The organism is Streptomyces millisiae, from assembly GCF_031845425.1.
Lineage (GTDB): Bacteria > Actinomycetota > Actinomycetes > Streptomycetales > Streptomycetaceae > Streptomyces > Streptomyces millisiae.
Map to the genome: position 1 here is coordinate 343,320 of NZ_JAVREM010000003.1, position 26,700 is coordinate 370,019.

Below are 26,700 nucleotides of genomic sequence, written 5' to 3' on the forward strand. Positions count from 1 at the left end.
AGCAGACGGGCGGGTGCGAACATGCCCACCATCGTAAATGTCCCCATCCGCCGGCCCCGCCCGGGTGGCGATCAGCCGGTGGCCAGGGACTCCAGGTGCCGGGTGTCGCCGAGGGCGACGACCTGGCGGTTGTGGAAGAAGTCGTCCTCGCGCAGCGTGGTGATGCTGCCGGCGGGCGCCCGGAAGCTGGCGTAGCCGACCGACTCGGCCGGCATCCTGATCCAGGACGCCACGACGAAGTTCTGGGAGCCCCCGTGCGTCACGACGATCTGGTGCTCGCACGGGCGCGCCAGGATCTCGTCCATGGCCGCGTAGACCCGCCGCACACACGCCCCCTTGGTCTCGGCGCCGGGCACGCCCTCGTCGTGTTCGAGGCGCTCCCCGACGGCCGGCGGCGGGACGAACCGCCGGTCCAGCCACCATTTCTCCCGCAGCCGCCGGTCAAGGATCTTGGCCGCGCCGAACACCGCGGCGATCTCCTCGGCCGTCCGCCGGGTACGCAGCAGGTCCGAGGAGTACAGCTCGACCTCCGCCCCGGCCGGGACCCGCACGACGGCCGCCGCCGCGCGGACGCCGGCGGGCGTCAGCCGCGAGTCGTGGCCGCGGGGTCAGGGCGACCGCCATTCTCCGGTCATCTGCTCGACGCTGCGCAGGGCGGTGGCGAAGATGGTCAGCACCGGGTTGACGCCGCCGTTGGTGACGTGCACCGAACCGTCCATGACGCGGAGGTTGTCGTGGCCCCAGACCCGGCCGAAGGAGTCGACCACCGAGGTGGCCGGATCGTGCCCCATCCGGAGCGTGCCCGCCTGGTGCTGACCGCCCGAGGGACCGCGGTGTGGGAACCGGTACTCGAACACCTCCCTGGCGCCGGCGGCGCGCAGCCACTCGCCGCTCATGCGGCTGGTGAAGTCCCGGGCCCGCAGGTCCTCCTCGTGCACCCCGCCGCTGAGCCGGGCGACGGGCACGCCGTGCCGGTCGACCACGCCGTCGTCCACCCGGACCCGGGCGTCGGCGACCGTGACCTCCTGGATCGGCCCCATGAGCCGCAGGCTGCGGCGGACCAGCTCCCGCATCCCCCGCTTGCTCGCCAGGCCGGTCCTGGGGACGAAGCCGGCGCCGACCAGATAGCGGAAGGCGTTGGAGGGGGTGGGGACGAACTCGTTCGCGATGATCCCGCCGCCGACCAGATCGCCGTTCCGATGCCGGAAGTCTGTCGTCGCGATCGACGGTCCAGGACCGACCAGGTCCTCCACGACGTCGTCGAAGATCCCGATCGCGCCACCGTACAGGTGGCCCTGGAGGTGCCGTCCGACGAGATCGTTGTTGTTGCCGAGCCCGTTCGGCTCGCGGTCGCTGCGGCTGTTGAGCAGCAGCCGGGCGGACTCGATGGCGCCGGCGGAGACGACCACCTCCGCGGCGTCGACGTCCCGCCGCCACGCCACGCCGTCGACGGTCCCGACGACGGTGACGCCGACCACCCGACCGGCGCCGTCCGTCCTGATCCGGGCGACGCGGGTCCCCGGCAGGATCGCGGCCCGGCCGGTGGCGAAGGCCCGCGTCAGCATGGTGTTCTGGCTGCCGTTCTTCGCGTCCACCGGGCAGGCGAAGCCGACGCACAGGCCGCACCCGGCGCAGGCCCGCCGGCCCAGGTACTCCCGCGAGTTGACGAGCAGCGGCACCCGCACGGTCGAGACGCCAAGCGCGGCGGCCGCCGCGGCAAGCCGGTCGCGGGTGGGCCCCGCCGGCAGCGCCGCCATCGGCAGAGCGCGGGCCCGGTGACCCGCCCAACGGCCGTCGTCCTCGCCCCCGCTGACGCCGATCTCCCACTCCGCGCGCTCGTAGTAGGGCGCCAGGTCCTCGTAGCCGATGGGCCAGTCGCTCAGCGCGCTGCCGGCCGGGACGCCGTACGCGGAGGCCATCGTGAAGTCGAGCGGGGCGAAGCGCCACGCCTGGGCCCCGTAGACGCGGGTTCCGCCGCCCCCGGTGAACGCGTTGTTGTGCCAGGCGTTCTCCGTCGGGCGAACGAGCAGGCGCCGGCGGCCGTCGTCCAGCACGCGCGGGCCGGCGTCGTCCGAGGGGCCGGAGCGGGGCGCCAACCCCCAGTCGGAGCGCGGGTTCCTGAGGTGGTCACGCGCGAGCTCGGCGATCCCCGGCCACTCCCCGGCCTCGACGACCAGCACGGTGCGGCCCGCCTCCGCCAGGCCGCAGGCGGCCACGCCGCCGCCGGCCCCCGAGCCGACGACGATCGCGTCGTAGCGGTCGGCGAGGTCCCTGGGATGAACGGTCGCCGGGGCGGCCTCCGGCACGGGCACCGCGACCCCCCACCCACCGGCCGGTTCGGGACGCCAGTCGACCATCGCCCAGGACGCCGCACCCGCGTTGCCCCCGTTGCCCTCGTCCGCGTAGTAGCCACCGGCGACGAGTTCGGCGAACCAGTCCCAGTGCTCGCTGGCCTGCCCATGGCGGACGACGTCCGTCACGCGCCCCCGCCAGTCCGGCCGTTCCGCGAGGACCGACGTGAGGAAGGCCAGGCCCCCGGCCTGCGACGCCGACGGGAAGTCGTCCGCGGGCACGACCTCGTCCATCAGGGACACGAGGCGAACCCGGTCCTCGGCGGATATCCACTGCTGCTCCGGCACACCGGCCCCTTTCGTCGAGTCGGGACAACTATGACCCGATCGTGTGACTGGTGTGGCGCCCGATCAGCCGGCGATCCGGGTACGCAGGCGCTCCAGGATCTCCACGGTCTCCCGGTCCCCGGCGGCCCGGCAGCGGCCGATGGTCTCGGCCAGCCGGGCCAACGCGGCGTCGCGACGGTCCAGTTGGTCGGCCTCGAGGACCGCCGCGACACGGCTCGCCTCGGCGCGCGCCCGCTCGCCGTCCGGGCCGCACTCGGCGAAGGCGGCGACCGCTGACTCGGCGGCGCTCAGCGCCTCCTCGGGGCGACCGGCCCGGGCCAGGACCCGGGCGCGCAGGTCGTGGTTGACGCCCGTCTCGTACCAGCGGGCCTCCGGCGGCAGCGCGGGGAGGAGCCCGTCGGCGGTCGCCAGATGGGCCAGCGCCTCGTCCGGCGCCGCCCGGTCGGCGAACGCGCGGGCCGCGAGCAGTACGGCCTCCGGGTGCGGCGCCGTCTCGTGCAGCGCGAGCATCCGCCGGTAGGCGGCGTCCGCCGCCTCCGTGCTGCCCGCTCTGAGCAGCGCGGTGGCCGCCTCGCCGGCCGCCATGGTGTGCAGGTGCCGGTCCTCCTCCCAGCTGGCGAGGGTGTCCGCCAGCCGCAGGAACTCCTCGGCGGCGGCCCGGTGTTCGCCGGCCGCGGTGAGGCGGTGGCCCAGGCTGAGCCGGAGCTGGGCGGCGAGCCGCGGGTCGAGCCGGTCCGGATCGGCGCCCAGCGCCGACTCCAGCACGGTGGCGGCCTCCGCGTGCTGGCCGGCCCCGGCCAGCGCCTCGTTGAGATCGAAACGCGCGCCGGCGGCGCCGTCGTGGTCGCCGTCGCGCTCGAACCGGTCGGCCGCCTGCGAGAGATGGGTGATCGCGCCCGTCAGGTCGCCGGTCTGCGCCGAGAGCCCACCCAGCACGGTGTGCGCCACGGCGGTCGGGAAGTCGGGGTCGCCGTGGCGCGCGGCGCCGGCCAGGGCGCGGTGCGCCAGGTCGACCGCCTCCTCGGGCCTGCCCTGTTGCCGCAGCACCTGGGCCAGGAGGAACTGCGGCATCGGGGTGCCCCAGGGCCGGTCGGCGGCCTCCAGCGCGTCCAGGCAGGCCCTGAGGTCGACCACGGCCGCCTCCCAACGGCCCTCGTGGGCGGCGACGTCGGCGGCGTAGCGGTGCGCGGCGGCCACCTGGTGCGGCACGGCCAGCCGGGTCGCCTCGGTCAGCAGCGTCGCGTTGGCCTCCGCGAAGCGCTCCCGCGCGCCGGCCGGCGGCTCACCCCGGCCCTCGATCAGCGGCCGGAAGGCGAGGAAGGTACGGGTGTTGAGCAGGTGCAGGCGGGTGCGGGCGGCCTCGGAACCGGGCTCCGGCGCCGGATGCTCCGCGGCGTCGGCGGCGATGAGGTCGGCGAGTTCGGCCCAGGTCGCGTCGTCGGCCGCGGGGGTCTCCCGGAGGGTGAGGGCGCGGGCCTGGTGGGTGCGGGCCCGGTCGGCCAGGCCGGCCGCCGTGTACAGCTCGACGGCGGTGGCCACGGCGGCCAGGGCCGCGGCTCGGTCGCCGTCGCGCAGCTTCTGGTGGGCGCGGTGCGCGGCGAGGTCCGCGCGCAGCCGGTCGTCCGGCTCCGGGGACGCGAGCCCGGCCTCCTCGACCAGGGCGGCCACCCGCTCCCAGACGGCGAGTTGGTCGGGGTGGCCCTGGTCCATGAGCCGCCGGCCCCGCGCCACCAGGGCGGCGAGGTCCTCGCCCTCGCCGGGCGCGTCGCCGGTCGCGGCCGGGGCGGCGGCCGCCGGGAGCGGGCGGGCGGCGCGCAGGCCGAGCGGGACCGGGGCGGCGTGCACGGGCTGCTGGGCGAGGCGGGCCCGACGCCGGTCGCCGACGTGACCGGTGCCGTTGCGCGCGTCGAAGGCCGCGGCCAGTCCGTCCGCCTCGGCGCCGACGTGGTCCGCCAGGCCGGCCGCCGTCCACTCGGCGCCGGTGGGGCCCGGCACGGCGAGGCCGCCGTGGCCGGCCTCGGTGAGCCGGCGCAGCAGCACCTCGACGCCGGTGAGGAAGTCGAGCCGGTCGAGCGGCGCGCCGGTGGCGGCGAACAGGGGGCGGCTGTCGGAGAGGAGCTCGAGGCCGCGCGGCTCGTTGCCGCTCAGCGCGCAGAACCGCAGGTGCTCCCCGATCTCCGCCAGCATCCCGGTGACGCCGCGCACCTTGCGGTAGGCCGTGAGGTGGTGGGACCTGGCGTCGTCGACGCGGCCCGCCCGGAGCAGCGGGAGCAGCGCGTGGGAGGCGCTGGTCTGCGGCTCCTCGGCACAGGAGGACTCGCCGGCCAGGACCGGGTCCAGGGTGGCGAGGGCGAGTTCGTCGTCGCCCGCGTCGAGGTGGTGCAGCGCGAGCCGGCGGGTCTCGCAGGCCGCGCAGTCCGTGAGCCGCTCGCGGGGGCGGGTGACCCACAGTTCGTAGGCGCGGGTCAGCCCGATGCCGGTGTGCGCGGCGAGGCGGTGGCGAACGGCGGCCACGGGCTGCTGGCCGTGGCCGGCGGCCCGGTACCGGTCGGCCATCCGGTCGATCAGCTGCTCGATCGCCGTCAGCGGGACGTCGGGCACCTGGATCAGGGCCGCGATCACCCACTTGAACTGCCACAGGACGGCGAAGGTCCGCCGCTCGTCGAAGGCGTCGGGGCTGCCGTCCAGGAGTTCGAGCAGCCGGGCGAAGGTCACCGGCGCCCTGCGCTGTTCGCCGGCGAACTCGTAGGCGGTCATGAGCTGGAGCAGCGCGTCGGCGAGCAACGCGGGGTCGTCGAACTGCTCAGCGGCCGCCACGATGCTCTCCGCCGTGGTGGTGCGCGGCAGGCCGTAGGGGCGCCGCTCGTTCTCGGCCAGCGCGGCGCGCAGCGCCTCGGGGGTCTCCACGGTCACTCTCCGGTGTTCTCTCCGCCGGCCGACGCGGGCCGCGGTGGGGGGTTGCCCTCGTGGTGCATGGCGTGGTCGAGCAGGCCGAGGAACGCCCGGTTCAGCAGGGCGCTCTCCTGGGCGCGCAGCGGACGACGGGTGGCCAGCAGCGCCTGCCCGTAGAGCGCTTCCGCGGTGGTGCGGGCCAGCCCCGGGTCGGTGATGGTGGCGGCCCGGCGGACCAGGGGGTTGAGGTGGTTGAGGACCAGCTGGGCGCGGGGGGTGTCGGCGCGCAGGGAACCGAGGATGTCACCCCACAGGCCGTCGGTGGCGCGGGCGGCGAGGTCCGCCCTGGTGCGTTCGTGCCGGGCGTCGCGGTCGTCGAGGAGCAGCGCGGGCGCGGTGACGGGCTGGAAGCTGCGCAGCACCACGTCGCAGCCGTGGGCGCCGACGGTGTCCCGGGCGAGGGAGAGGAACGCGGAGGCGGCGAGCTCGGCGGCCGGGTCGGCGAAGTCCAGGTGGGCGGTGACGGTCGTCGGGTCGAGGTCGGTGACCTGGCTGCCCGGTCGGATCTCGGGCAGCCGGTGGACCAGTTCGTGGTCGTAGGTGTAGCCGCCGTTGACGATGCCGAGCCCCACCGCGCCGGCGACCGGCGCCACCTGGCGGAACTCCTCCACGGTCCTGGTGACCGCGATCACCGGGTGCGCGCGGGCGAACTCCTCCAGGGTGACCTGCCCGTCGGTCGTCTCGAACGGCAGCCAGGGCAGCAGCAGCCGCAGCAGGGCGTCGTCGAAGCGGGCCAGTGCCTTGGCGGCGAGCTGGTGCACGGCCAGGAAGCGGTGCAGCAGGTCGGGGTCGGCCGCGGCCAGGCCGGCCAGCCAGTCCCGGATGCGGTCGCCGAGCGCGTCGCGGACGGCGGCGAGCGTCGCGTCCTCGTACAGCGACTCGCGGGAGGCGGTGGGGCGCAGCGTGGTGGTGTCGACGACGCAGCGGACGAAGAACGCCCACTCGGGAAGCAGCCCGTCGGCGCGCTCGGACAGCAGCATCCCCTTGAGGTGGACGCGGTGTTCGGCGCGCTGGGCCGGGCTGACCGGGGTCGGCAGCACGTAGGCGACGCCGCGCAGGCCGGCCGCCGGGAGGTCGAGGTCGATGGTGTCCAGCGGGGCGAAACCGAACACGGTGCGGCAGTATCCGGCCAGCGCCTCACGCCGCGCCGTCGGGGTGGGGTGCGCGCGCTCCCACGGGGGTGGTTGGTTGATCCGCGTGGTGGTGCCGTCCGGCTCCACCACCGTGACGTCGTGCCGCAGCAGGCTGCCGTAGTGCCGGGCCAGGGCGAGCACCCGGTCGGCGCCGGTCCATTCGGCCGCGTCGGCGCGCGGCGTGAGCCGCACGGTGGTGCCCGGCTCGGGGACCGCCCCGGGCGGGAGGGCGCGCAGCGTGTAACTGCCGTCGCCGCGGCCCCGCCATTCCACGGCGGGGGCCCCGGGCTCGGCGGCCGACCGGCTGACGACGGTGATCTCGTCGGCGACGACGAAGCAGGCCAGCAGCCCGATGCCGAACTGGCCGATGAGGTCCTCCCGGGCCGCGGCCAGCCCGGCCGCGTCGAGGCCGCCGCCCTCGGCGCGCTTGGAGCTGCGCCCTATGGTGGCGAGGAAGGTGTGCACGTCCGCCTCGGTGAGCCCGATCCCGGTGTCGGTGACGCTGAGGACCTCGCCGGTGCGGACGGTGATCCTGGCGGGCGCGCCGGGCGTCGCCGCCGCCCGGGCGGTGACCGCGTCCACCGCGTTCTGCAGCAGCTCCCGCAGGTAGACCCGAGGGCTGGAGTAGAGGTGGTGGGAGAGCAGGTCCACCAGGCCCCTCAGGTCGACCTGGAAGGCGCGGGTCTCGGTCATCTCGGTTCCCTGGTCCGTCGTCGGGTGTCGCTCAGAACCACACGCCGCAGCGGTGGCGCCAACGGCGGTACGCCGGGACGGCGCCCACCGACAGATACCGCCACGGAGACTCCGTCACGCGCCCGCCGAGGGCCCGGAAGAGCTGTCGTGCGGCGCGCGTCTCGCCACCGAGCGCGAAGACCATCGCGAAGGCGTTGTACTCGAAGGCCCAGTCCGGGCCCCTGCGGTGGTCCGGGTGGCACACGGACCGGTCGGCGGCCTCGCGCAGGGCCCTGCGGACGGTGGGTTGCCCGAAGTAGTGGCTCGGGCGGCCGCCGCGGTCCAGCATCGACTCGATGTGGGCCACCGCGACCAGCACGCCGAGCGGGCTGCCGGGCCGGGCCCCGGTCATCGCGGTCCACGCGAAGTGGTGCATCTCCTCCTCGGAGCCGCCCCACTTCGCCGCCACCTGCTGCAGGTACTGCAGGTGCGCGCCGAGGTGTTCCGGCTGGCGCCGGACGACGGCCTCGAACCGCTCGTAGGCGGGGGTCGGGCCCACTTCGAGACCCCGTCCGGTGATGAGCAGCAGATGCCAGGGCTCGGCCCACGCCGGCTCCCGCTCGGCGACCTCGTACAGCTGTTCCTCGGCGATCCGCAGCCGTTCGTGGAAGAGTCGGAACTGCTCCGCCGACACGTACGTGGCGAGGGCGTCGGTCCTGGCCTCCCACGCCCAGTGGATGTGACAGGAGGCGGAGACCAGCAGGGCGAGCGCCGGCTCCGGCTCCTTCTCGATCACCTCGGCGAGCCACTCCCGGACGCCCTCGCCAACGCCCAGGCCGCGCAGCAGGGGCTCCCACTCGCCCTCGGGGACGGCGAGGAGCAGGTCCCGCACCGCGGGCCAGTCCTGCCGCCGCGCGGCCTCGGCCACCTCGCCACCGGGCTGCTCGACACGCGGCCAGACCCGACGCGCGACATCCCCCACCACGACAACTCCCCGCCCCTCACCGGATGTTCGCAGAGCATGATTACTACCACACAATTCCTGCTCACCTCGCGTCAGGGCGGCGCGGGCGGCGGAGGCGAACCGGCGACGATCAGCGCGCCGGCGGCCGGCCCTCCCGGGGGCGGCCGGGGACGCCGGGGCGGCGCTGCCAGGGCCGGGGCCCGGACGGCGGCCGGTACTCGACGCCGAGCGCGTCCAGGCGGGCGTAGTGCGCGGCGTCCATCCGGCGCTCGAAGTCGGCGAAGTCCCGCTCGGCGGGCGGCGGCAGGGGCCGCCAGGCGACCTCGGCGAAGGCGGCGAGGCGCGGGAAGGCCAGGTAGTCGACGGCACGGGCGCTGTCCATCGTCTCGGTCCAGACGTTGGCCTGGACGCCGATGACGTGCGCGGCCTCCGCCTCGCTCAGGGAGTCGGGCACCGGCTCGAAGCGGTAGACGTCCTCCAGGGTGCGCACGTGCGCGATCGGCACCGGCTCGTCCGGTCCCTCGGCCTGCCGCCAGTCCAGGTAGGTGTGCTGCTCGGGGCACATCACCACGTCGTGACCGGCGCGGGCCGCGGTGACCCCGCCCGCGTAGCCCTGCCAGGACGCGACCACCGCGCCGGGCGCCAGGCCGCCGGCGAGGATCTCGTCCCAGCCGACGAGCCTGCGGCCCCGGTCGGCCAGCCAGCGGTCGAAGTGGCGCACGAACCAGCTCTGCAACTCGTCCTCGTCCGCGAGCCCCAGCTCCCCGATGCGCCGTTGGGCAGCGGGGCTGGCCCGCCACTGGTCCTTGGGGCACTCGTCGCCGCCGAGGTGGACGTACTCGGAGGGGAAGACCTCCAGCACCTCGGTGAGGACGTTCTCGTAGAACTCCAACGTCGCGTCGGAGACGTTGAGCACGTTGCGGCTGATGCCCCAGCGGTCCCACGGAGCCAGCGCGGAGGTGTCGACGACGTCCGTGTTGCCCAGCTCGGGGTAGGCCGCGACGGCGGCCTGGGAGTGTCCCGGCACGTCGATCTCGGGCACCACGGTGATGTGCCGCGCGGCGGCGTGGGCGACGATCTCCCGCAGGTCGTCCTGCGTGTAGTAGCCGCCGTGCGGGCGCTCGTCCCACGCGGCCGCGTCCCCGAGGCCGATCCTGCTGCGGGCCCGCCAGGACCCCACCTCGGTGAGGCGCGGGTAACGCCTGATCTGGATCCGCCAGCCCTGGTCGTCCGTGAGGTGGAGATGGAGCACGTTCAGCTTGTGGGCGGCCAGGAGGTCGATGTACCGCAGCACGCCGTCCTTCGGCATGAAGTGCCGGGCGACGTCCAGCAGCATCCCGCGCCAGCGGAACCGGGGGGCGTCCACGACCCGCACCGGCGGCACCGTCCAGGGCCCGTCGTGCAGCGGGGCGCGCCGGAACGCCGCGGGCCCGAGCAACTGCCGCAGGGTGCCCGCGCCCCAGAAGACCCCGGCCGGGCCGCCGCCCTCGATCAGCACCCCCGTGGCGTCCACGGTCAGCTCGTACGCCTCGGGGCCGCGCGCCGCGCGCCGCTCGTCGACCCGCAGGGTGACCGTCCCCTCCTCGCCCGCGGCGGCCGGCGGCAGGGGGAGACCCGTCGCCGCCCCGAGCACGGAGCTCAGCCAGCGGGCGGTCGTGCCGCTCGCCGCGTCCGCCGCCACCCGGGTCCCGGGACCGAGGACGAAGGGGGCCTCGCCCGCCGGAGCGGGCTGGAACTCCCTGGGCGCCGGGACCAGATGCATGGACCGAGACCTTTCGCTGGTGGAGCTACGGCGAGGGTAGGGGTCCGGCCCGCGGCCGACAAGAGGTCTGGACCAGCTCCGGCGGTCGCGGGCCCGGTGGTCCGGTCCGGGGGCCGCCGTCGGCCCCCGGACCGGGTGGGGGGTGGGGGGTGGGGGAGGGCTCGGTGTTACCCGGCGTAGGTCTCGAACTCGGCGACCCTCGGCGTGCCGGACGAGCTGGTGATCTCGAAGGTGATCTTGCGCAGCGAGGTCGCCGGGAAGGTGATGGCGCCCGCGCCGTTGCCGCTGGCTAGGACGGCGCCGGTGTCGGCGTTGACGAGCCGCCACGCCCCGATGGCGCCGGTGGAGCCCGCGGCCTCCCGGATGGTGACGGCGGAGACGGTGGTGGCCGAGCCCCACTTGATCGAGATGGAGCCGGTCGAGCCGCTCGGCGACCAGTAGGTGCTCAGGTTGCCGTCCCGCACGTTGCCGTAGCTGGTGCCGCTGGCCTTGCTGCTGCCGTCCGAGTCGGCCGTGAGGCTGAGGTTGGTGCCGGTCGGGGGGTTGGTGGGCTCGGGGTCCGTCGGCTCCGGGTCCGTGGGCTCGGGGTCGGTCGGCTGCGGGTCGGTCGGCTGGGGGTTGGTCGGGGTGCAGCTGCCGTCCGACTCCCGCAGGCCCTTGTTGGCGCCGGCCGTCTGGCTGACGACGCTCGGCACGCAGCTGGCGGCGTCGAGGGTGTACGAGTAGGGGATGCTGACGGTGGTGTTGGACGTCGGGTTGGGTCCCGCGGGGTTGTTCTCGCTGCCGCGCGCGGACCAGGTCACGTTGTCGAAGGTGTTGCCGTTGACCTGCCAGTAGCCGGCCTGGTCGGTGTAGAAGGTGCCGAGGACGTCCTTGGAGTCCTCGAAGTAGTTGTTGTCGACCCTGGCACGCGCGCCGGCCCGGGAGTTGATGCCGGACTCGTTGAGGCTCACGTAGTGGTTGTTGTAGATGTGGGCGACGCCACCGCGCAGCAACGGCGTGCGGGAGTCGATGTTCTCGTACAGGTTGTGGTGGTAGGTGATGAAGCCGTTCGAGGTGTCGCTCTCGCTGGAGCCGACGAGCCCACCGCGGCCGGAGTTGCGCAGGATGCTGTAGGACAGCGTCACGTACTGGGTGTTGTCCTTCATGTCGAAGAGGCCGTCGAAGCCCTCCGCCTCGCCGCCCGAGGCCTCCAGGGTGACGTGGTCGACCCAGACGTTGCGGACGTCGCTCTCCATGCCGATGGCGTCACCGCCGTTGGACGTGGGGGAGCCCGACTTCTTGACGTTCCGCACGGTCACGTTCTGGATGATGATGTTGCTCGCCTCACGGATGTGGATGCCCAGCTGGTCGAAGACGGCCCCGCTGCCGACACCGACGATCGTGACGTTGCTGATCTGCTTGAGCTCGATCACCCCGGCGGCGGTGTTGCAGCTGTCGCCCGACACCTTGGCGGTGTTGCCGTGGTTGATGGTGCCCTCGACCTGGATGATGATCGGCGTGCTGCTGCTGGCCCGGCCGCACAGGGCCTGGTGGATCGCGGTTCCGGTGGTGGCCCGGACGACCTGCCCGCCGGCACCGCCGGTGGTTCCGCCGTTCTGGGTCGCGTACCCGCTGGCGCCGCCCGCCGCCGCCGACGCCTCCGACGTCGACAGCGCCACCACGACGGTGGCGACGGCGAGGGCCATCAAGGCCAGCGCCGCATAGAGTCGCAGTGCGACTGATCGTCCCATGCTCGGTTCGCCCTTCGTCTTCGCGTACTGAACCTTGCTGTGTGCGCCGGCCGCGGGGTCGTGATGACAGCGCTTCCACGCCTGCCTCGGTTCCGGCGGCCCATGTCGTGTCGACACCGTGGGGGAGAGGTCCCACGCCGGATCGGTGGCGGATCGGTGGCGGCTCACGTGTCAAGCGGTGGCAGGGCGTCCGACGGTCCTCGTTCGCCGAACGCCTGGGAAAGCGCTTTCTGGTTGGGGAGGATAGGGTGGGGCCGTCGGGCTGACAAGGGATCAGACGACATGATCATGGCAATCTCGGGGCGGTGTGCGCGGCCGGGGCGGCGTCAGCCGCGGTCGTCCGGCGGGTCCCCGGCGAGCAGGTGGAGCCGGAGCGCGAGTTGGAGCTCCAGTTCGCGCTCCGGGCTGTTCCAGTCCCGGCCCAGAAGCACCTGGACGCGGTCCAGCCGCTGGACGACGGTGTTGATGTGGACGTGGAGCCGGTCCTTCGCGCGGGTGAGGCTGCGCCCGCAGCCGAAGTAGACCTGGAGGGTGCGGACCAGTTCGGTGCCGCGCCTGGCGTCGTACTCGAGCAGCGGCCCGAGGGTGGCGGTGACATAGCCGTGGACGTCCCGACCGTCGCCCAGGAGCACGCCGAGGAAGCCGAGCTCCGCGGCGCAGGCCCCGTCGCCGGCCCGGCCGAGGACCGCGAGGGCCCGCAGGCAGCGGACGGCCTCGGCGTGGGCGGCGTACAGCCCGGCCGGCCCGGCCGCGGGACCGGCGGCGCCGACGGTGACCGGCGCCCCGAGCAGCTGGGTCAGCTGCGCCGCGGCGGTCCTGGCGGCCCCGCCCGGGCCGGCGTCCCGGTGGGGGACCAACAGCACGGTGGCGGTGGCGTGTTCGGCGCTGACGCTGTCGCTGCCGAACAGGTACTGCCGGGCGGCGGCGACCAGCCGCTCGCGGGCGGTGGCCGTGGTCTCGGCGACCAGCACCAGGTGCGGTCGTTCCAGGTCGACGCCGAGCCGCCGGCCGCGCTCCACCAGGCCGGCCGGATCGCGGTCGGGCGCGGTCAGCAGGTCGGTGATCAGCTCGCCCCTGATCCGGTTCTCGGCCTCCGCGACGGATCTGCGCAGCAGCAGGAGCAGCGCCGTCACCATGCCGGCCCGTTCGAACAGTCGGCGCTCGGCGTCGGTCAGCCGGGGGCAGCCGTGCAGCACCAGGCTGCCGAGGAGCTCCTGGCCGGCGAGCGCGGCGCAGATCCAGCGGTCCCGCCGGTGCACGGCCCGGCCGCTGGCGTGCGAGTCGGCGACGGCCTCGGCGAGTTCGGCCGCGTCCGGCCGGTCGCCGAACGGGTCGCCGCCGCGGCGCACGGCCGTCAGCGCCCGGCCGTCGGCGTCGTGGATGGTGATCGCGCCGTCGAGCAGCCCGGCGACGGCGGTGGCGACCTCGGACAGCTCGCCACCGCGCAGCACCAGGTCGGTCAGCCGGTCGTGGGCCTCCTCCGCCCGCTGCATGGCGGCGGAGTGCGCGCGGATGACGGCGTTGGCCTCGGCGAGTTCGGCGAGCGCCGCCCTGGTGTCGGCCAGCGCCCGGGCGGTGTCGATGGCGATGGCGGCGTGGGCGGCGAGCGAGCACAGCAGCGCCACCTCCTCGGGCGCGAAGGTGCGCGGCGTCCGGTCCGCGGCCATCAGCACCCCGATGACCTTGCCGTCGCGGCCGTCGCCGGTGCCCAGCAGCAGCGGCACCCCGAGGATCGCGACCAGGCCCTCGTCCGAGACGCCGGCGTCGATGGCGCGGGTGTGCAGGAAGCGTTCGTCGCTGCGGTACTCGGGCGTCGCGTAGGGGGTGGCGGTCTGGGCGACCAGGCCGCCCAGGCCCTCGCCGAGGCCGAGTCTGAGGTTCTGGAAGAGCGGCGAGACCGAGCCGTCGGTCACCCGCATGTAGGTGTCGCCGGCCTCCTCGTCGTGCAGGGTGAGGTAGGCGGTGTCCGTGCCGAGGAGGCTTCTGGCCCTGCGGACGATCGAGTTGAGGACGGCGTCGAGGTCGCGCAGCGCGGCGAGGTCGCTCGCGGTGTCGAACAGCGCGGTGAGTTCGGCCTCCCGCCGCCGGTGCTGCCGCAGGGCGCGCCGGATGCGCAGGGCGGCGGCGGTGGCGCGTTCGATCTCCGCGAGCTCGTGCGCCGGGACGCCACCGAGGCGGGCCTCGGTGGCGACGGCGCCGAAGTGCTCGGCCGGGGCGTCCTCGGTCAGCAGGTCGAACAGCCTGCGCAGGTGCTGGGCGGTCGACGTCATCTGACCAGTCATGGGGCAGCCATCATGGCAGGTGCCGGGCCTTGGGTCAGGAGGTCGTGCGGGCCCTCGTCGTCACCGCGGCGGCCGCCGGATCCTCCGTGCCGGGTTCCGCCCCCACCTCGGCCAGGTCGCGCCCGCGGGTCTCGCGGGCCGCGAGCAGCGCGAGCACCGTGAGGACGGCGGCGGCCGACACGTACAGCGAGATGGCGCCCGAGCCCCCGGTGGACTGCAGCAGCGCCGTCGCGATCAGCGGTGCCGGCGCGCCGGCGGCCACCGAGGCGAACTGGGCGCCGATCGAGGCGCCCGAGTACCGCATCCGGGTCGCGAACAGCTCGGAGAAGAAGGCGGCCTGCGGGGCGTACATGGCGCTGTGGAACACCAGGCCCACGGTGACCGCGAGCAGCAGCGCCGGGAACGACCTGGTGTCGAGCAGCGTGAAGAACACCCAGGCCCACAGGCCGGTGCCGACCGCCCCCATCAGGTACACCGGCCGGCGGCCCACCCGGTCCGACAGCGCCCCGAAGAGCGGGATCAGGCAGAACTGGACGGCGGAGCCGATCAGCACGGCGTTGAGGGCGGTCTGCTGGCTCAGGTCGAGGTGGTCGACGCAGTAGACGAGGACGAAGGTGGTGATGACGTAGTAGGAGATGTTCTCCGCCATCCGGGCCCCCATGGCCACCAGGATGTCCCGCCACGACTGCCGGACGACGGCCACCAGCGGCGGCTGCTCGCCCCGCCCGGCGGCGCGCTCCGCCGCCCTGCGCCGTTCGGCGCTGGCCAGCGCGGCCTGGAAGACGGGCGACTCGTCGACCGAGATCCTGATCCACAGGCCGACCAGCACCAGCACGGCCGACAGCAGGAACGGCACCCGCCAGCCCCAGGACTCGAAGGCGGCGTCGCTGAGGAGGGTGGTCGTCAGCGACAGGACGCCGACGGCGATCAGGTTGCCCGCGGGCGCGCCGCCCTGCGGCCAGGAGGCCCAGAAGCCACGGCGCCTGGCGTCCCCGTGCTCCGACACCAGCAGCACCGCCCCACCCCACTCGCCGCCGAGCGCGAAGCCCTGGACCAGGCGCAGCGCGGTCAGCAGGATCGGCGCGGCGACGCCGATGGTGGCGTAGCCGGGCACGCAGCCGATCAGCGTGGTGGCGCAGCCCATCAGCAGCAGGCTGATCACCAGCAGCTTCTTGCGGCCCACGCGGTCGCCGTAGTGGCCGAAGACGAGGGCGCCGAGCGGGCGGGCGGCGAAGCCGACGGCGTAGGTGAGGAACGACAGGAGGGTGCCGGTGAGCGGGTCGGACTCGGGGAAGAACACGTCGCCGAAGACCAGCGCGGCGGCGGAACCGTAGAGGAAGTAGTCGTACCACTCGATGGTGGTGCCGATCAGGCTCGCGGCGACGACGCGGCGGAGCTTGTCGGGAGCGGGCTTGGCGGTGGTCGGGGCGGCCATGGACACCACTTCCGTAGCTGGGGACTGAGAACTGGGGCTGGGGACGGGGGAGTTCTGGGGGCTGGGTGCCGGCGGGCGCCGGCCCGCTATCAGTGGGCGGTCCAGCCGCCGTCGAGCGGCAGCGAGGCGCCGGTGAGGTAGCCGGTGTGCGGGCCGCACAGCCACAGCACGGCCCGGGCGACCTCCTCCGGCTCGATCAGGCGCTTGATCGCGGGGCGCTCCAGCATCACGCGGCGGACCACGTCCTCGGCCGGCATGCCGTGGGCGCGCGCCTGGTCGGCGATCTGTTCCTCGGCCAACGGGGTGCGCACGAAGGCGGGGTTGACGCAGTTGCTGGTGACGCCGTGCGGGGCGCCCTCCAGCGCGGTGACCTTGCTCAGCCCTTCCAGGGCGTGCTTGGCGGTGACGTAGGCCGCCTTGTAGGGGCTGGCGCGCAGCCCGTGCACGGAGGAGATGTTGACGACCCGGCCCCAGCCGCGCGCGTACATGTGGGGGAGGGTGCGCCGGAGGATCCGGAACGGCGCCTCCACCATCACCCGCAGCAGGAGGGCGAAGGTGTCGGGCGGGAACTCGTGGAGCGGCGCGACGTGTTGGAGCCCCGCGTTGTTGACCACGATGTCGGCGTCGGTGGGGAGCGAGTCCACCGCGTCGGGGTCCGCCAGGTCGACCACGCAGGCGGTGCCGCCGATCTCCTCGGCCGTCGCCCGGGTGGCCGCCGCCGCCCGGTCCACCACGAGGACGTGGGCCCCGGCGGCGGCCAGGGCGAGCGCGCAGGACCGGCCGATCCCGCCGGCGGCCCCGGTCACCAGCGCGGTGCGCCCGGTGAGGAAGGGGACGTCGGGAACGGTGCCGGCGCCTCCGGCGGGCGACGCGTGCGTGTCGCTGCTGGGGTTGCTGTCCATGGCGGCACAGTAGGAACGGCGGCGGCCGCCCCCCATGGTGGCGGGCACCACTCTTCGACCGGCCGTGGTGGTTGTTGCCGCTATAGGCCGCCGCCGCGGCCGCGCGGCGCACTCCGCCGCCGGCGCGGTGAGCCTCCCCGTCATTGGTATGGACATGCCTATTGGTCGGCAGTAGCGTCGAAGTTGGTCTGGACCACGGCACGGCATCCCCCACGGAGCGCTCACCCCCCACAACCCTCCGGGAGCGAAGCATGCGCAGCAGGATCGGCACGGCGGCCATCGGGGCCGCCCTCGCCGCGGTCTCGGTCGTCGCCACCGCCGGCACGGCCGAGGCCCACGGATACCCCACCACCCCGACCAGCCGTCAGTCGTTCTGCGCCCAGGGCGCGGTGAGCGACTGCGGCTCGATCGTCTGGGAGCCGCAGAGCGTGGAGGGCCCCAAGGGCTTCCCGCAACTCGGCCCGGCCGACGGCACCATCTGCTCGGGCGGCAACCAGCGGTTCGCCGAACTCGACGACCCGCGCGGCGGCACCTGGCCCGCCACCCGACTGGCCGCCGGCCAACAGCACACCTTCAGCTGGCGGTTCACCGCCGCCCACCGCACCACCGACTTCCAGTACTTCATCACCGACGACGACTACGACCCCACCCGCCCGCTCACCCGCGCCGACCTCGAACCCCGGCCGTTCCTCACGGTCCCGATGAACGGCGCCCAACCCGGCGCCACGGAGAACCACCAGGCGACCCTGCCGGCCGGCAAGTCCGGTCGCCACCTGATCGTGGCGGTCTGGAACGTCCACGACACGGCCAACGCGTTCTACGCCTGCTCCGACGTGGAGTTCTGACCGGACGCCACACCCCCGGCCGGCCCGGCGGCGGGCGCCACGACACGACGTCGAACCACCCGCCGCCGGGCCGACACGTGTGCGGCACCGCGGCCCCCGCCCGGATCCGCGCGACCGGCCGGCGATTACCCGAGGTTTGGGGACGCTCCGCGCAAGGAACCCGTCGTGCGCCATGGCTGAGAAAGCAGAGGAAGAGCAGACCAGCAGCGTGGGCACGGCAGTCGACGTGCTCCGCGCGGCGGGCGCGGAGTTCGCCGGCCTGACCGGGTTGCGCGCCGAGGCGGTGACCCGCCTGGAACGCACCCGGGACGGCTGGGTGCTCGAGGCGGAGGTGACCGAACTCGCCCGCGTTCCCGACTCGATGAGCCTCATGGCCAGCTACGAGGTCACGGTCGACGAGCGGGGCGGGATCACCGGCTACCGCCGCGTCCGCCGCTACGAACGCGGGCGGCCCGACCCACGGTGAGGACGGACCGCCCCGGAGAGCCGGCAGGAGGAAGAACCCCATGACGACAGTCGCACCGGCGGCACCCTCGACGGCCGCGGGCCCGCGGAACAGCGGGCTGTACGACGTCCTGGAACTGATCCTCGACCGCGGGCTGGTGATCGACGCGTTCGTGCGCGTCTCACTGGTCGGCATCGAGATACTCAAGATCGACGTGCGGGTCGTGGTCGCCAGCGTGGACACCTATCTGCGCTTCGCCGAGGCGTGCAACCGGCTCGACCTCGAGTCGGGCGCCAGCAAGGAACCGGGCGTCCCGGAACTCGTCGGCTCGATGACGGAGTCCGGCGCCCGGGGCAAGTCCAAGGGGGCGATCGCGGGCGCCGCGGAGTCCATAGCCGACGCCTTCCGCTCCGGCTCCGACTCCGCCGCGTCCGGCGACACCGAGAAGGAACCACGGAAGGGCCGCCGCACCACGACCGGCACGCGCCGCGAGAAGGAGGCCGCCGAATGACCAGCTACGTCTACGCCGTCACGCCGGCCGGACCGGCCGAACTCCCGGAGGGCACCACGGGCGTCGGCGACCCGCCCCGCGCGGTACGGCTGGTGCGCGAGGGCGAGTTGGCCGCGGTCGTCAGCGAGTGCCCCGCGGGGACGCGGCCGCGACGGCGCGACCTGTTCGCCCACCAGCGGGTGCTGACCACGGTGTCCGCGGCCGGGCCCGTGCTCCCGCTGCGCTTCGGCAGCGTCTGCCCCGACGACGACGCGGTGCGCGACACCCTGGCGGAGCACGCCGACCTCTTCCTCGAACAGCTGGAAACCGTCGTCGGACGGGCCGAGTACAACGTGAAGGCCGCCCACCGCGAGGAGGTGGTGCTGCGCTCCCTGCTCGCCGAGGACCCCCGTATCCGCGAGCTGAACGAGGCGACCAGAAAGCGTCGCGGCGCCCACCGGGACCGGCTCCTGCTGGGCCAGCTGCTGGCCGAGGGCGTGCACCGGCGCCGGGAGCAGGACGCCACGGCGGTGGCGGAGGCCCTCGCCCCACACGCCACGCGTGTGCACCGGGGAGCGGAGGCCGCCGACCGGTTCCTGAACCTGTCGCTGCTGGTCGCCCACGACGAGGCCGCCGCCTTCCTCGCGGCCGTCGAGGCCCAGCGCGAGGGCAACCCCCAGCTCGAACTCAGGGTCACGGGGCCGCTGCCGCCGTACAGCTTCGTCCGCACCCCGCCCGCCCAGCACGCGGAGGCGGCGGGATGATCGGACTGCTGCGCGAACTCCTGCTCCTGCCGATCGCCCCGGCCCGCGGCGCCGGCTGGGTGGTCGAGCAGGTCGTGCGGGAGGCGGAACGGCGCTACTACGACCCGGCGGTGATCCAACACGAGCTCGCGGAACTCGAGGAGCGCCTCGTCGGCGGAGAGATCGACCTGAGCGAGTTCGAGCGCCGCGAGGAGGAACTCCTCGACCGACTCGACCACGCGCCGCCGACCGGGGGCCGGCCATGAGCACCCCGGCGACCGGACCCTACGGCGCCCTGGAGACCCGGGGCGGAGCCAACCTCGCCGACATCCTCGAACGGGTGCTGGACAAGGGCGTGGTGATCGCCGGGGACATCCGGATCAACCTCCTCGACATCGAACTGCTGACGATCAAAATCCGGCTGCTGGTGGCGTCCGTGGAGCGGGCCAGGGAGATGGGCATTGACTGGTGGGAACACGACCCCGCCCTCTCCTCCGGCGCCGGGTCACGTGGACTCGCCGACGAGAACGAGCGGTTGCGGCAACGCGTCGCGGCGCTCGAGGAGCGGGAGCGGACACCGTGAGAGACGACACGCACGACGACACGGAGCGGGACCAACTCTGGTACGTGTACGCGGTCACCCGGGCCCGGGGCGCGGACTCCGTGCGCGAGGAACTGCGCGGACTCGACGGCGCCCCGGTCCACGCGCTGCGGGACGGCGCGCTCGCCGCCGTGGCCAGCCCGGTGCGCGCCGCGGACTTCGCCGAGGAACCGCTGCGGGCCCACCTCGAGGACCTGGGCTGGCTCGAACGGACGGCCAGGGGCCACCAACGCGTGGTGGACGGGCTGCTGTCCACGGGCTGCGTGCTGCCGATGCGGCTGGCCACGGTCTGCCGCGACCCGGCCGGGGTGCGCCGGCTGCTGACCGGCAACCGGGCCGGCCTCGAAGCGGCCATCGAGCGCCTCGACGGATGCGCGGAGTGGGGCGTCAAGATGTACGCCGAACCCTCCTGCGCCACCCCTTCGGACAGTGCGGCCACGAACCCGCCCGCCTCGGGCCGCGACTATCTGCGCCGACGCTGGGAGGACGCCCGGGCCGCCGAGGAGGCCGCCAGGAACGCCGCGGAGGCGGCCCGCGAGGTGCACGAGACGCTCACCGCGGCCGCCGAAAGGGCCAGGCTGCACCCGCCGCAGGACCCGCGCCTCTCCGGCGAGCCGGGACAGAACGTGCTCAACTCCGCCTACCTGGTCCCGCGCGAGCGGGAGCGGGAGTTCTCCGCCCTCGCCGGACGGTTGGCCGGCCGCCTCACCGCGCACCGCCTCACCCTGTCGGGCCCCTGGGCGCCGTACTCGTTCGGCGCGGCGGCGGCCGGCGCCACCGCCGACGCGGAAGGGAGCACGTCCGGTGACTGAGCCGGCGGCACGTCAGGTCGCGCTGGTGGACCTCCTGGACCGACTGCTGGCGGGCGGCGTGGTGCTCACCGGGCACCTCACGCTGGCGATCGCCGACGTCGACCTGGTGCGCGTCGACCTCAACGCCCTGATCAGCTCCACGACGACGGCCGGGCGGCCACGGTGAGCGCCGGCCGCGTCGCACTGGACCACGACACGGTGGAACGCGATCTGATGCGGCTGGTCCTCACGGTCGTCGAACTCCTGCGCCAGCTCATGGAACGCCAGGCCCTGCGCCGCGTGGACGACGGAGACCTCACCGAGGACCAGGAGGAACGGATCGGCCTGACCCTGATGCTGCTCGAACGGCGGATGGCCGAACTCCGCACCCGCTTCGGGCTGACCGTCGAGGACCTCAACCTGGACCTGGGCCCGCTCGGCACCCTGTTGCCCTCGGAGGCCACCCCACCCCCGCCCGACCGATGAGCCCGGCCCCCGCGTCGAGTGAGACCGTTCGCCGCACGGCGCCGGCCACGCGGCGAACGGTTGTCGGCACGGCGGGTGGTCGGTTCCGACAGCCGTCGGCTTATCACCGCCCCGGGCCCGTGACACGGTGCGGATACCCGGAGCGGTGAGGGCGTGTGCCGTCGCCGCCGGGCGTGACGTGCCGCGAACCCGGAGGAGGGAACATGTTCGGCCTCACTCACAGGCGCCACAGGTCCGCGACGTTCTTGACATCCCTGATGCCCGTCCGCGCCGAACGCCGGAAGGGCCGGCCCGGCCGGCCCGCGCTGCTCACCGTCGTCGCCGCGGCCGTGGCGGCCTCCGTGCTCTCCGCGCCGCCGTCCTCCGCCGAGGGGATCGGCCCGCGGGCCGCCTGCGCCAACGGCTACGTCGGCCTCACCTTCGACGACGGACCGAGCACGGCCACGACGCCGGCGCTGCTCAACGCCCTGCGCGCCGGCGGCGCCCGGGCCACCTTCTTCATCTGGGGCCAGCGGGCGCAGCAGAACCCGAGTCTGCTGCAGTCGACGGTCGCGGCCGGCATGTGGATCGGGAACCACACCTGGACCCATCCGCACCTCACCCAGCTCGGGCAGGCCGCCGTCCAGGACGAGATCTCCCGGACCCAGACCCTGCTGCGACAGGCCACCGGACAGACCCCGACGCTGTTCCGGCCGCCGTACGGCGAGACCAACACCCAGGTGCGGGACATCGCGCGGCAGCAGGGCATCACGGCGGAGGTGCTGTGGAACGTGGACTCCAGGGACTGGGCGGGCGCGAGCACCGCCCAGATCGTCCAGGCCGCGTCCACCCTGCGGAACGGCGACATCATCCTCATGCACGACGGCTACCAGACCACCGTCAACGCCGTCCCGCAGATCCTCTCCGGCCTGTCGAGCCGCGGCCTCTGCCCGGGCCGGATCATCGGCGGCACCGACCTCCGACCGGTCGTCACCGCGCCCTAGCCGGCGGCCCCGGCTCGCGGTACGCAGGACCCCTGTGAGTAAGTTGACGGCATGGCCGCCGAGATCGTCGAGCACGAACTGACCGACGCGTGGCGGGGCTTCGTCGCCGCACCCGCCGCGAGCCGTGGGGGCGCGGGCGTCCTGGTGCTTTCCGGGTTGAGTGGGCGGATCGAGCGCGAGCGGTGTCGGCTCCTCGCCCGTGCGGGGGTGACCGCGGTCTCCGTCCGGTGGTTCGGCGGCCCCCGGGCAGCCTCCCGGCATCTGCGAGGTCCCGCTGGAGACCTTCGTCGAGGCGACGGCACTGCTACGGGACCGCGGCGCCGGACGCGTCAGCATCCTGGGCGCCTCCAAGGGCGCCGAGGCGGCGTTGCTCGTGTCCGCCCTCGCGGAGTGCGCCGACGCCGTGATCGCGCTCGCCCCCACCTCCGTCACCTGGGCCAACGTGGGTCCTGGCCGCGACGGCCGGGAACGCCCGTACCGCTCCAGCTGGACCTGGCGGGGACGGCCACTGCCCTTCGTCCCCTACGACGACTCCTGGACGCCGACGGAACCCGAGGGATCGCCGGTCGCCGTGCTCGGCTGGTACGAGACCAGCCTCGCGACCCACGCCGACCTGCTGCGCGCGGCCGCCATCCCCGTGGCGGGCCCCGGCGTCGACCTGGTGCTGGTCGCGGGCGGCGCCGACCGGATGTGGCCGTCACTGCGCTTCGCCCGGGAACTCGCGGCCCGCCGCGCCTCGGCCGGGCGCGAGGCGGTGCTCGTCACCCGGGCCGACGCCGGCCACCGGATCATCTTCCCCGGCGAGGCCGTGCCGCCCCCGTCCCCACGCTTCGCCCACGGCGGCACCGCGCACGCCGACGCCGCGCTGGGGGCGGCCGCCTGGCCGCACGTGCTGGCGGCCGTCCGCGGCGACCGGACGCCCGGGTCGGGCTCCTGACGCCCCGTCCTCACGCGGTGGCGCGCGGGATGCGGACGGTGAGCAGGGCGACGTCGTCGTCGTTGTCGGTCGGGCGGCTGCGCTCCAGCAGCTGGTCGGCGAAGGAGTCCAGCGGGCGGCGGGCCAGCGAGGCGGCGTGCCGGCGCAGGCGCTCGAGACCGGCGTCCAGGGGCTGCCGACGGGTCTCGATCAGGCCGTCGGTGTAGAACACCAGCGTCGAGCCGGGCGGCAGGTCGACGTGCGCGTCGTGGCGGGGCCGGGCGGAGGCGGTACCCAGGAGGATCCCGTTGCCCTCCTCGAGGTAGCGGGTCACGCCCTCGTGGTCGACGAGCAGCGGGGGCGGGTGGCCGGCGCTGGCCCAACGCAGCGTCCAACGGCCGGTGGCCTCGGCGGTCAGGCGGGCCAGGATCAGGGTCGCCATGCGGACATCGGTGATGTGTCCCATGGCCTCGTCCAGGGTCTCCACGATGCGGTGCGGGGGCTGGTCCTGGGACCACGCGAAGGCGCGCAGCATGTTGCGCAGCTGGGCCATGCCGGCCGCCGCCTCCAGGTCGTGGCCGACGACGTCGCCGATGACCAGCGCGGTGTCGCCGCAGGGGAGGGTGAAGGCGTCGTACCAGTCGCCGCCGACGTGCGAGGCGTCAGGGGCGGACAGGTAGCGCGTCGTCATCTCCACCCCCGCCAGGTCGGGGAGTTGGGGCAGCAGATAGCGCTGCATGGTCTCGGCCACCTGGCGCTGGCGCTGGTAGTGGCGCGCGTTCTCCAGCGCGATGCCGATGCGTCGGGCTATGTCCTCCAGCAGGCCCAGGTCGCCGGTGGTGAACGCCTCGTCGCGACTGGTGCGGCCCAGGGTGAGGGCGCCGAGCACTTCGCGGGGCCCGCGAACCGGGGCGATGGCCGCGGTCTGGATGCCCGTCGCCTTGAACAGCCTGCGCTGCACCACCGCGATGCCGCTGTCGGGCGGACCCTCGTAGGTCTCAGGACCGGTGACCGTGGACGCCGCGCCGCGCAGGGCCTTGGACAGGGGCATGGTGGAGGTCTCGGGCACCGGCGGCATGGGCCCCTGCAACTCCTCGTGCACTTCCAGGCCGCCGGCCCGGGCCCGGACGACCAGGGACCGGGTGACCTCGTTGGCCTCGGTGATCAGGTCGATGACGGCCCAGTCCGCGAGCCGGGGGAGTATCAGCTCCACCACCCGGCGCAGGGACTCCCGCACGTCGAGGTTGTTGATCAGCTGGGCGGTGGTGTCGGCCAGCAGGGCCAGCCGTTCCCGCTCCGACAGGGCACGGGCCGAGTGGGTGGCCGGCCGTGCGGCGTCATCCTCCGGATGCTCGGTGGGCTCGGTGGGATGGAAGGCGATCAGCGCGGTCATGCCCTGATCGTTGGGCTCGTAGGGGAGGGAGAACCACCGCACGGACAACAGGGTGCCGTCGCCCCGCGGGAACCAGGCCCGGTCGGTCTGCGCGCGCTGTGACAGCAGTTCCCTGGTCCGCGCGCAAGTGTCCCGGGTGAGCGGACGTCCCCGGGAGTCACGGTGCAGCAGATCGTGGGCGTCCTGACCGACGATCTCGTCGGCGGAACGCGCCAGCAGTTCCAGCGCCCAGGCGTTGGCCCAGACGATGCGCCCGGCGTCGTCGACGGCGAACACGCCGACGCTCACCTGCTCCAGCGCCTCGCCCGGCCCCGGTCGGCCGTATGCCGCCGCCGGTGCGTTCGAACTGCTCGCCATGGCGGCTCCTCGTCTCCACATCGCTCCGGTCGAAGCCCGGGCCCCGGTGCCCGGGAGGAACCGTCGGCAACTCCTTCCTGCCTCCCGCCTGAACGGGCAGACAGGCGGTGGTCACCGCTGTCGGGAACCATACCCGGTGAGGTCAGCGCCATGGCGGAGAGCAATCTCGCCCCCCCGGGCACCCGTGCGCCCGGCCGAGCCAGGACACGTCGGAGCGGCCGGATACCGCCGCTCCCGGCGACGCGCACCCGACCGCCCGAGGCGCCGCGCTCCCCTACAGACGACGTACCCGGGACGCCACCAGATGGCCGACGAACAGGTAGACCACGGCCGCGAGACCATAGCCGCACACCACCCGCGCCCACTCCTCGTCGAAGGTGAACAGGTCGTGGGACCAGCCGGCCAACCACCGCGACAGGTCTCTGACCAGGCCGACCAGATCGTTGCCCGGGTTGGCGTCCAGCAGGTACATCAGGATCCACAGGCCGATGATGAGCGCGGCGACGTCCGCGACGACGGCGATGGCCTTCGCCGCGGGACCGGAACGTACCTTATAAGCGGACATGTCATTTCGTATTGCCCCTGGCGGTCGGTTGAAACGCCGCCAATGTGACCGGGGCACACAGTCCGGCTCCCCGGCATGGCGGCGGCTCTCGTATCCGGTTGCCCACGCCGGTCCTACGGTGCGCTCAGGCGAACCCAGGAGACGAGCGGCGCCGGGCCGGACGGTCGCGGTGCCGGAAGGGATCCACCGTGCCCAGAACCGCGTCCTTCCCCCGCCGGGCGACCACCCTGCTGACCGCCCTCGTGTTGAGCCTGATCTCCGTCCTGGCCGTGGCCGGCCCAGTCAGGGCCGCCGTGCCGCTGGAGCGCGTCACGTCCTTCGGATCCAACCCCGGCAACCTGGTGATGTACCGCTACGTGCCGGCCGGCCTGGCCGCCGGCAGCCCGGTCGTGGTGCTGCTGCACGGCTGCGGGCAGCGCGCCCAGGAGTACGCCGACAACGCGGGCTGGCGGAAGTTCGCCGACGCGGACGGGTTCGCGCTGGTGGTGGCCGAGCAGCAGTCGGCCAACAACCTCAGCCGCTGCTTCAACTGGTTCGAGCCGGGCGACGTGGCCCGCGGCGGCGGGGAGGCGCTGTCGATCCGGCAGATGGTCGACCACACCCTCGGCTCGCTGGCCGCGGACCCGGACCGGGTGTACGTCACCGGGCTCTCGGCCGGCGGCGCCATGACGGCCTCGCTGCTGGCCGCCTACCCCGACGTGTTCGCGGGCGGCGCGGTGATCGCGGGCGTCCCGCACGGCTGCGCGAGCGGGATGCTGGGCGCGTTCTCGTGCATGTACCCCGGCCGCGCCGAGACGGCGCGGACCTGGGGCGACCGGGTGCGCGCGGCATACCCGGGCTACACCGGACGGCGTCCCGCGGTGTCGCTGTGGCACGGCGGCGCCGACCACACGGTGGCCACCGCCAACCTGGCAGAGTCCGTCAAGCAGTGGACGAACGTCCTCGGCGGCGACCAACAGCCGGACACCACCTCGCAGTTGCCCGCCGGCACCACCCGCTCGGTGTACGACACGGGGGCGGGCGCCCCGCCCGTGATCGGCTATCTGACGCCGGGCAACGGTCACGGCACGCCGGTCGCACCGGGCGACGGGGCCCAACAGTGCGGCAACGCGGGGGCGTACTTCCTCACCAGCCTGTGCTCCTGCTACCACATCGCCTCGGACTGGGGCCTGACGGATTGACGGGTCGACGGGGACGACTGCCGTGCCCCCGACGCGCGAACGGAACCGGACCCTGCCCGGCACCGTCTCCGATGGCATCCGAGCGCCACCGCAGCCGGGGTGGTCGACGCCACTGAACGATAGGTCAACTCACCATGTCCACAACCGTCGCCAGGTCCCTTTCCCTCCGGCACGGGGCGATACGAGGAGCCGTTCTGCTCACGGTCGTGCTGGCGTTGACCGCCGGCGCGTGCGGGAATCGTGACTGCGACGCGGCGGCGGTCCCGGACGACGGCGACATCCAGGTGGCCGCGGCCCCGGAGCGCACCTCGGGCGGCTCCGGCGGCGGCGGCCGTGGCTCGGGCTCCCGCGGCCGCACGGGCGGCTCGTACGGGAGTTCCTCCGGGGGCTCGTCGGGCGACTGCGACTGAACTCGCCCCATCCCGGCCGG

General features: G+C 74.3%; 24 protein-coding genes and 1 pseudogene. 13 read left to right on the plus strand and 12 right to left on the minus strand.

The window, feature by feature from the left end; genetic code table 11:
- Window positions 1-71: 71 nt before the first annotated feature.
- From RNC47_RS05595 to RNC47_RS05640, 10 genes and pseudogenes are all read right to left on the minus strand, one after another.
- Window positions 72-590, minus strand: a pseudogene (locus tag RNC47_RS05595) (histidine phosphatase family protein); the annotation flags it as partial.
- A gap of 18 nt (window positions 591-608) precedes the next feature.
- Window positions 609-2,639, minus strand: a complete 2,031-nt coding sequence (locus RNC47_RS05600) for a GMC family oxidoreductase (protein ID WP_311596013.1) — start codon at window positions 2,637-2,639, stop codon at window positions 609-611.
- Between the two features lie 63 nt (window positions 2,640-2,702).
- Window positions 2,703-5,552 carry a hypothetical protein gene (locus tag RNC47_RS05605; RefSeq protein WP_311596015.1) on the minus strand — a complete coding sequence of 950 codons (2,850 nt, stop codon included), beginning with the start codon at window positions 5,550-5,552 and terminating at the stop codon, window positions 2,703-2,705.
- Window positions 5,549-7,417 carry an HSP90 family protein gene (locus RNC47_RS05610; RefSeq protein ID WP_311596017.1) on the minus strand — a complete coding sequence of 623 codons (1,869 nt, stop codon included), beginning with the start codon at window positions 7,415-7,417 and terminating at the stop codon, window positions 5,549-5,551. Before RNC47_RS05610 ends, RNC47_RS05605 begins: the two co-directional genes overlap by 4 nt.
- 31 nt (window positions 7,418-7,448) lie before the next feature.
- On the minus strand, window positions 7,449-8,381 hold the full coding sequence (locus RNC47_RS05615) for a hypothetical protein (RefSeq protein ID WP_311596019.1): 933 nt from the start codon (window positions 8,379-8,381) through the stop codon (window positions 7,449-7,451).
- A gap of 109 nt (window positions 8,382-8,490) precedes the next feature.
- Window positions 8,491-10,122, minus strand: coding sequence for a beta-N-acetylhexosaminidase (locus tag RNC47_RS05620; protein ID WP_311596020.1), 1,632 nt, complete (start codon window positions 10,120-10,122; stop codon window positions 8,491-8,493).
- Window positions 10,123-10,289: 167 nt separating this feature from the next.
- Window positions 10,290-11,855 (minus strand): pectate lyase family protein, encoded by a 1,566-nt coding sequence (locus tag RNC47_RS05625; RefSeq protein ID WP_311596021.1) that lies wholly within the window; start codon window positions 11,853-11,855, stop codon window positions 10,290-10,292.
- Between the two features lie 326 nt (window positions 11,856-12,181).
- Window positions 12,182-14,125, minus strand: coding sequence for a helix-turn-helix domain-containing protein (locus RNC47_RS05630; RefSeq protein WP_394814712.1), 1,944 nt, complete (start codon window positions 14,123-14,125; stop codon window positions 12,182-12,184).
- A gap of 46 nt (window positions 14,126-14,171) precedes the next feature.
- Window positions 14,172-15,572 (minus strand): MFS transporter, encoded by a 1,401-nt coding sequence (locus RNC47_RS05635; RefSeq protein ID WP_311596024.1) that lies wholly within the window; start codon window positions 15,570-15,572, stop codon window positions 14,172-14,174.
- 89 nt (window positions 15,573-15,661) lie between these two features.
- On the minus strand, window positions 15,662-16,474 hold the full coding sequence (locus RNC47_RS05640) for an SDR family oxidoreductase (RefSeq protein ID WP_311596025.1): 813 nt from the start codon (window positions 16,472-16,474) through the stop codon (window positions 15,662-15,664).
- A gap of 251 nt (window positions 16,475-16,725) precedes the next feature.
- Here RNC47_RS05640 and RNC47_RS05645 point away from each other — a divergent pair, with 251 nt between their 5' ends.
- The 11 genes from RNC47_RS05645 (at window position 16,726) to RNC47_RS05695 (ending at window position 22,795) form a co-directional block, all read left to right on the plus strand.
- On the plus strand, window positions 16,726-17,319 hold the full coding sequence (locus RNC47_RS05645) for a lytic polysaccharide monooxygenase auxiliary activity family 9 protein (RefSeq protein ID WP_311596026.1): 594 nt from the start codon (window positions 16,726-16,728) through the stop codon (window positions 17,317-17,319).
- Window positions 17,320-17,491: 172 nt separating this feature from the next.
- Complete coding sequence (gene gvpO, locus RNC47_RS05650) at window positions 17,492-17,785, plus strand: gas vesicle protein GvpO (protein ID WP_311596027.1); 294 nt, start codon at window positions 17,492-17,494, stop codon at window positions 17,783-17,785.
- 40 nt (window positions 17,786-17,825) lie between these two features.
- On the plus strand, window positions 17,826-18,275 hold the full coding sequence (locus tag RNC47_RS05655) for a gas vesicle structural protein GvpA (RefSeq protein ID WP_311596028.1): 450 nt from the start codon (window positions 17,826-17,828) through the stop codon (window positions 18,273-18,275).
- A complete protein-coding gene (locus tag RNC47_RS05660) occupies window positions 18,272-19,018 on the plus strand; it encodes a GvpL/GvpF family gas vesicle protein (protein ID WP_311596030.1) in 747 nt (248 codons plus the stop codon). The genes RNC47_RS05655 and RNC47_RS05660 overlap by 4 nt, the downstream gene beginning before the upstream one ends.
- The gene (locus RNC47_RS05665; protein WP_394814713.1) at window positions 19,015-19,263 is read left to right on the plus strand and encodes a gas vesicle protein GvpG; all 249 of its coding nucleotides are present in this window, start codon (window positions 19,015-19,017) and stop codon (window positions 19,261-19,263) included. Before RNC47_RS05660 ends, RNC47_RS05665 begins: the two co-directional genes overlap by 4 nt.
- Window positions 19,260-19,580, plus strand: a complete 321-nt coding sequence (locus RNC47_RS05670; RefSeq protein WP_311596032.1) for a gas vesicle protein — start codon at window positions 19,260-19,262, stop codon at window positions 19,578-19,580. The genes RNC47_RS05665 and RNC47_RS05670 overlap by 4 nt, the downstream gene beginning before the upstream one ends.
- A complete protein-coding gene (locus RNC47_RS05675; RefSeq protein WP_311596037.1) occupies window positions 19,577-20,410 on the plus strand; it encodes a GvpL/GvpF family gas vesicle protein in 834 nt (277 codons plus the stop codon). Before RNC47_RS05670 ends, RNC47_RS05675 begins: the two co-directional genes overlap by 4 nt.
- Window positions 20,403-20,576: a gas vesicle protein gene (locus RNC47_RS05680; RefSeq protein ID WP_311596039.1), complete on the plus strand. Its 174-nt coding sequence runs from the start codon at window positions 20,403-20,405 to the stop codon at window positions 20,574-20,576. The genes RNC47_RS05675 and RNC47_RS05680 overlap by 8 nt, the downstream gene beginning before the upstream one ends.
- The gene (locus tag RNC47_RS05685; RefSeq protein WP_311596041.1) at window positions 20,573-20,875 is read left to right on the plus strand and encodes a gas vesicle protein K; all 303 of its coding nucleotides are present in this window, start codon (window positions 20,573-20,575) and stop codon (window positions 20,873-20,875) included. The genes RNC47_RS05680 and RNC47_RS05685 overlap by 4 nt, the downstream gene beginning before the upstream one ends.
- A gap of 257 nt (window positions 20,876-21,132) precedes the next feature.
- Window positions 21,133-21,858 carry a polysaccharide deacetylase family protein gene (locus tag RNC47_RS05690; protein WP_311596043.1) on the plus strand — a complete coding sequence of 242 codons (726 nt, stop codon included), beginning with the start codon at window positions 21,133-21,135 and terminating at the stop codon, window positions 21,856-21,858.
- A 301-nt stretch (window positions 21,859-22,159) separates the two neighbouring features.
- The gene (locus tag RNC47_RS05695) at window positions 22,160-22,795 is read left to right on the plus strand and encodes an acyl-CoA thioester hydrolase/BAAT C-terminal domain-containing protein (RefSeq protein WP_311596111.1); all 636 of its coding nucleotides are present in this window, start codon (window positions 22,160-22,162) and stop codon (window positions 22,793-22,795) included.
- Window positions 22,796-22,805: 10 nt separating this feature from the next.
- On the opposite strand, the gene RNC47_RS05700 is transcribed toward RNC47_RS05695, so the two are convergent.
- Window positions 22,806-24,524 carry a SpoIIE family protein phosphatase gene (locus RNC47_RS05700; protein ID WP_311596044.1) on the minus strand — a complete coding sequence of 573 codons (1,719 nt, stop codon included), beginning with the start codon at window positions 24,522-24,524 and terminating at the stop codon, window positions 22,806-22,808.
- 274 nt (window positions 24,525-24,798) lie between these two features.
- Entirely contained in the window at window positions 24,799-25,089 is a 291-nt protein-coding gene (locus RNC47_RS05705) for a hypothetical protein (protein ID WP_311596045.1), read from the minus strand.
- A gap of 188 nt (window positions 25,090-25,277) precedes the next feature.
- On the opposite strand from RNC47_RS05705, the gene RNC47_RS05710 reads away from it, so the two are divergent.
- Complete coding sequence (locus RNC47_RS05710) at window positions 25,278-26,270, plus strand: extracellular catalytic domain type 1 short-chain-length polyhydroxyalkanoate depolymerase (protein WP_311596046.1); 993 nt, start codon at window positions 25,278-25,280, stop codon at window positions 26,268-26,270.
- A 134-nt stretch (window positions 26,271-26,404) separates the two neighbouring features.
- A complete protein-coding gene (locus RNC47_RS05715; protein ID WP_311596047.1) occupies window positions 26,405-26,680 on the plus strand; it encodes a hypothetical protein in 276 nt (91 codons plus the stop codon).
- Window positions 26,681-26,700 lie beyond the last annotated feature (20 nt).

Coding starts and splice junctions, on each gene's coding strand:
- RNC47_RS05635 (WP_311596024.1), bottom strand. CDS start 15,572: ATGGCCGCCCCGACCACCGCCAAGCCCGCTCCCGACAAGCTCCGCCGC.
- gvpO (WP_311596027.1), top strand. CDS start 17,492: ATGGCTGAGAAAGCAGAGGAAGAGCAGACCAGCAGCGTGGGCACGGCA.
- RNC47_RS05645 (WP_311596026.1), top strand. CDS start 16,726: ATGCGCAGCAGGATCGGCACGGCGGCCATCGGGGCCGCCCTCGCCGCG.
- RNC47_RS05610 (WP_311596017.1), bottom strand. CDS start 7,417: ATGACCGAGACCCGCGCCTTCCAGGTCGACCTGAGGGGCCTGGTGGAC.
- RNC47_RS05620 (WP_311596020.1), bottom strand. CDS start 10,122: ATGCATCTGGTCCCGGCGCCCAGGGAGTTCCAGCCCGCTCCGGCGGGC.
- RNC47_RS05690 (WP_311596043.1), top strand. CDS start 21,133: ATGCCCGTCCGCGCCGAACGCCGGAAGGGCCGGCCCGGCCGGCCCGCG.
- RNC47_RS05625 (WP_311596021.1), bottom strand. CDS start 11,855: ATGGGACGATCAGTCGCACTGCGACTCTATGCGGCGCTGGCCTTGATG.
- RNC47_RS05660 (WP_311596030.1), top strand. CDS start 18,272: ATGACCAGCTACGTCTACGCCGTCACGCCGGCCGGACCGGCCGAACTC.
- RNC47_RS05670 (WP_311596032.1), top strand. CDS start 19,260: ATGAGCACCCCGGCGACCGGACCCTACGGCGCCCTGGAGACCCGGGGC.
- RNC47_RS05700 (WP_311596044.1), bottom strand. CDS start 24,524: ATGGCGAGCAGTTCGAACGCACCGGCGGCGGCATACGGCCGACCGGGG.
- RNC47_RS05630 (WP_394814712.1), bottom strand. CDS start 14,125: ATGACGTCGACCGCCCAGCACCTGCGCAGGCTGTTCGACCTGCTGACC.
- RNC47_RS05665 (WP_394814713.1), top strand. CDS start 19,015: ATGATCGGACTGCTGCGCGAACTCCTGCTCCTGCCGATCGCCCCGGCC.
- RNC47_RS05640 (WP_311596025.1), bottom strand. CDS start 16,474: ATGGACAGCAACCCCAGCAGCGACACGCACGCGTCGCCCGCCGGAGGC.
- RNC47_RS05655 (WP_311596028.1), top strand. CDS start 17,826: ATGACGACAGTCGCACCGGCGGCACCCTCGACGGCCGCGGGCCCGCGG.
- RNC47_RS05715 (WP_311596047.1), top strand. CDS start 26,405: ATGTCCACAACCGTCGCCAGGTCCCTTTCCCTCCGGCACGGGGCGATA.
- RNC47_RS05705 (WP_311596045.1), bottom strand. CDS start 25,089: ATGTCCGCTTATAAGGTACGTTCCGGTCCCGCGGCGAAGGCCATCGCC.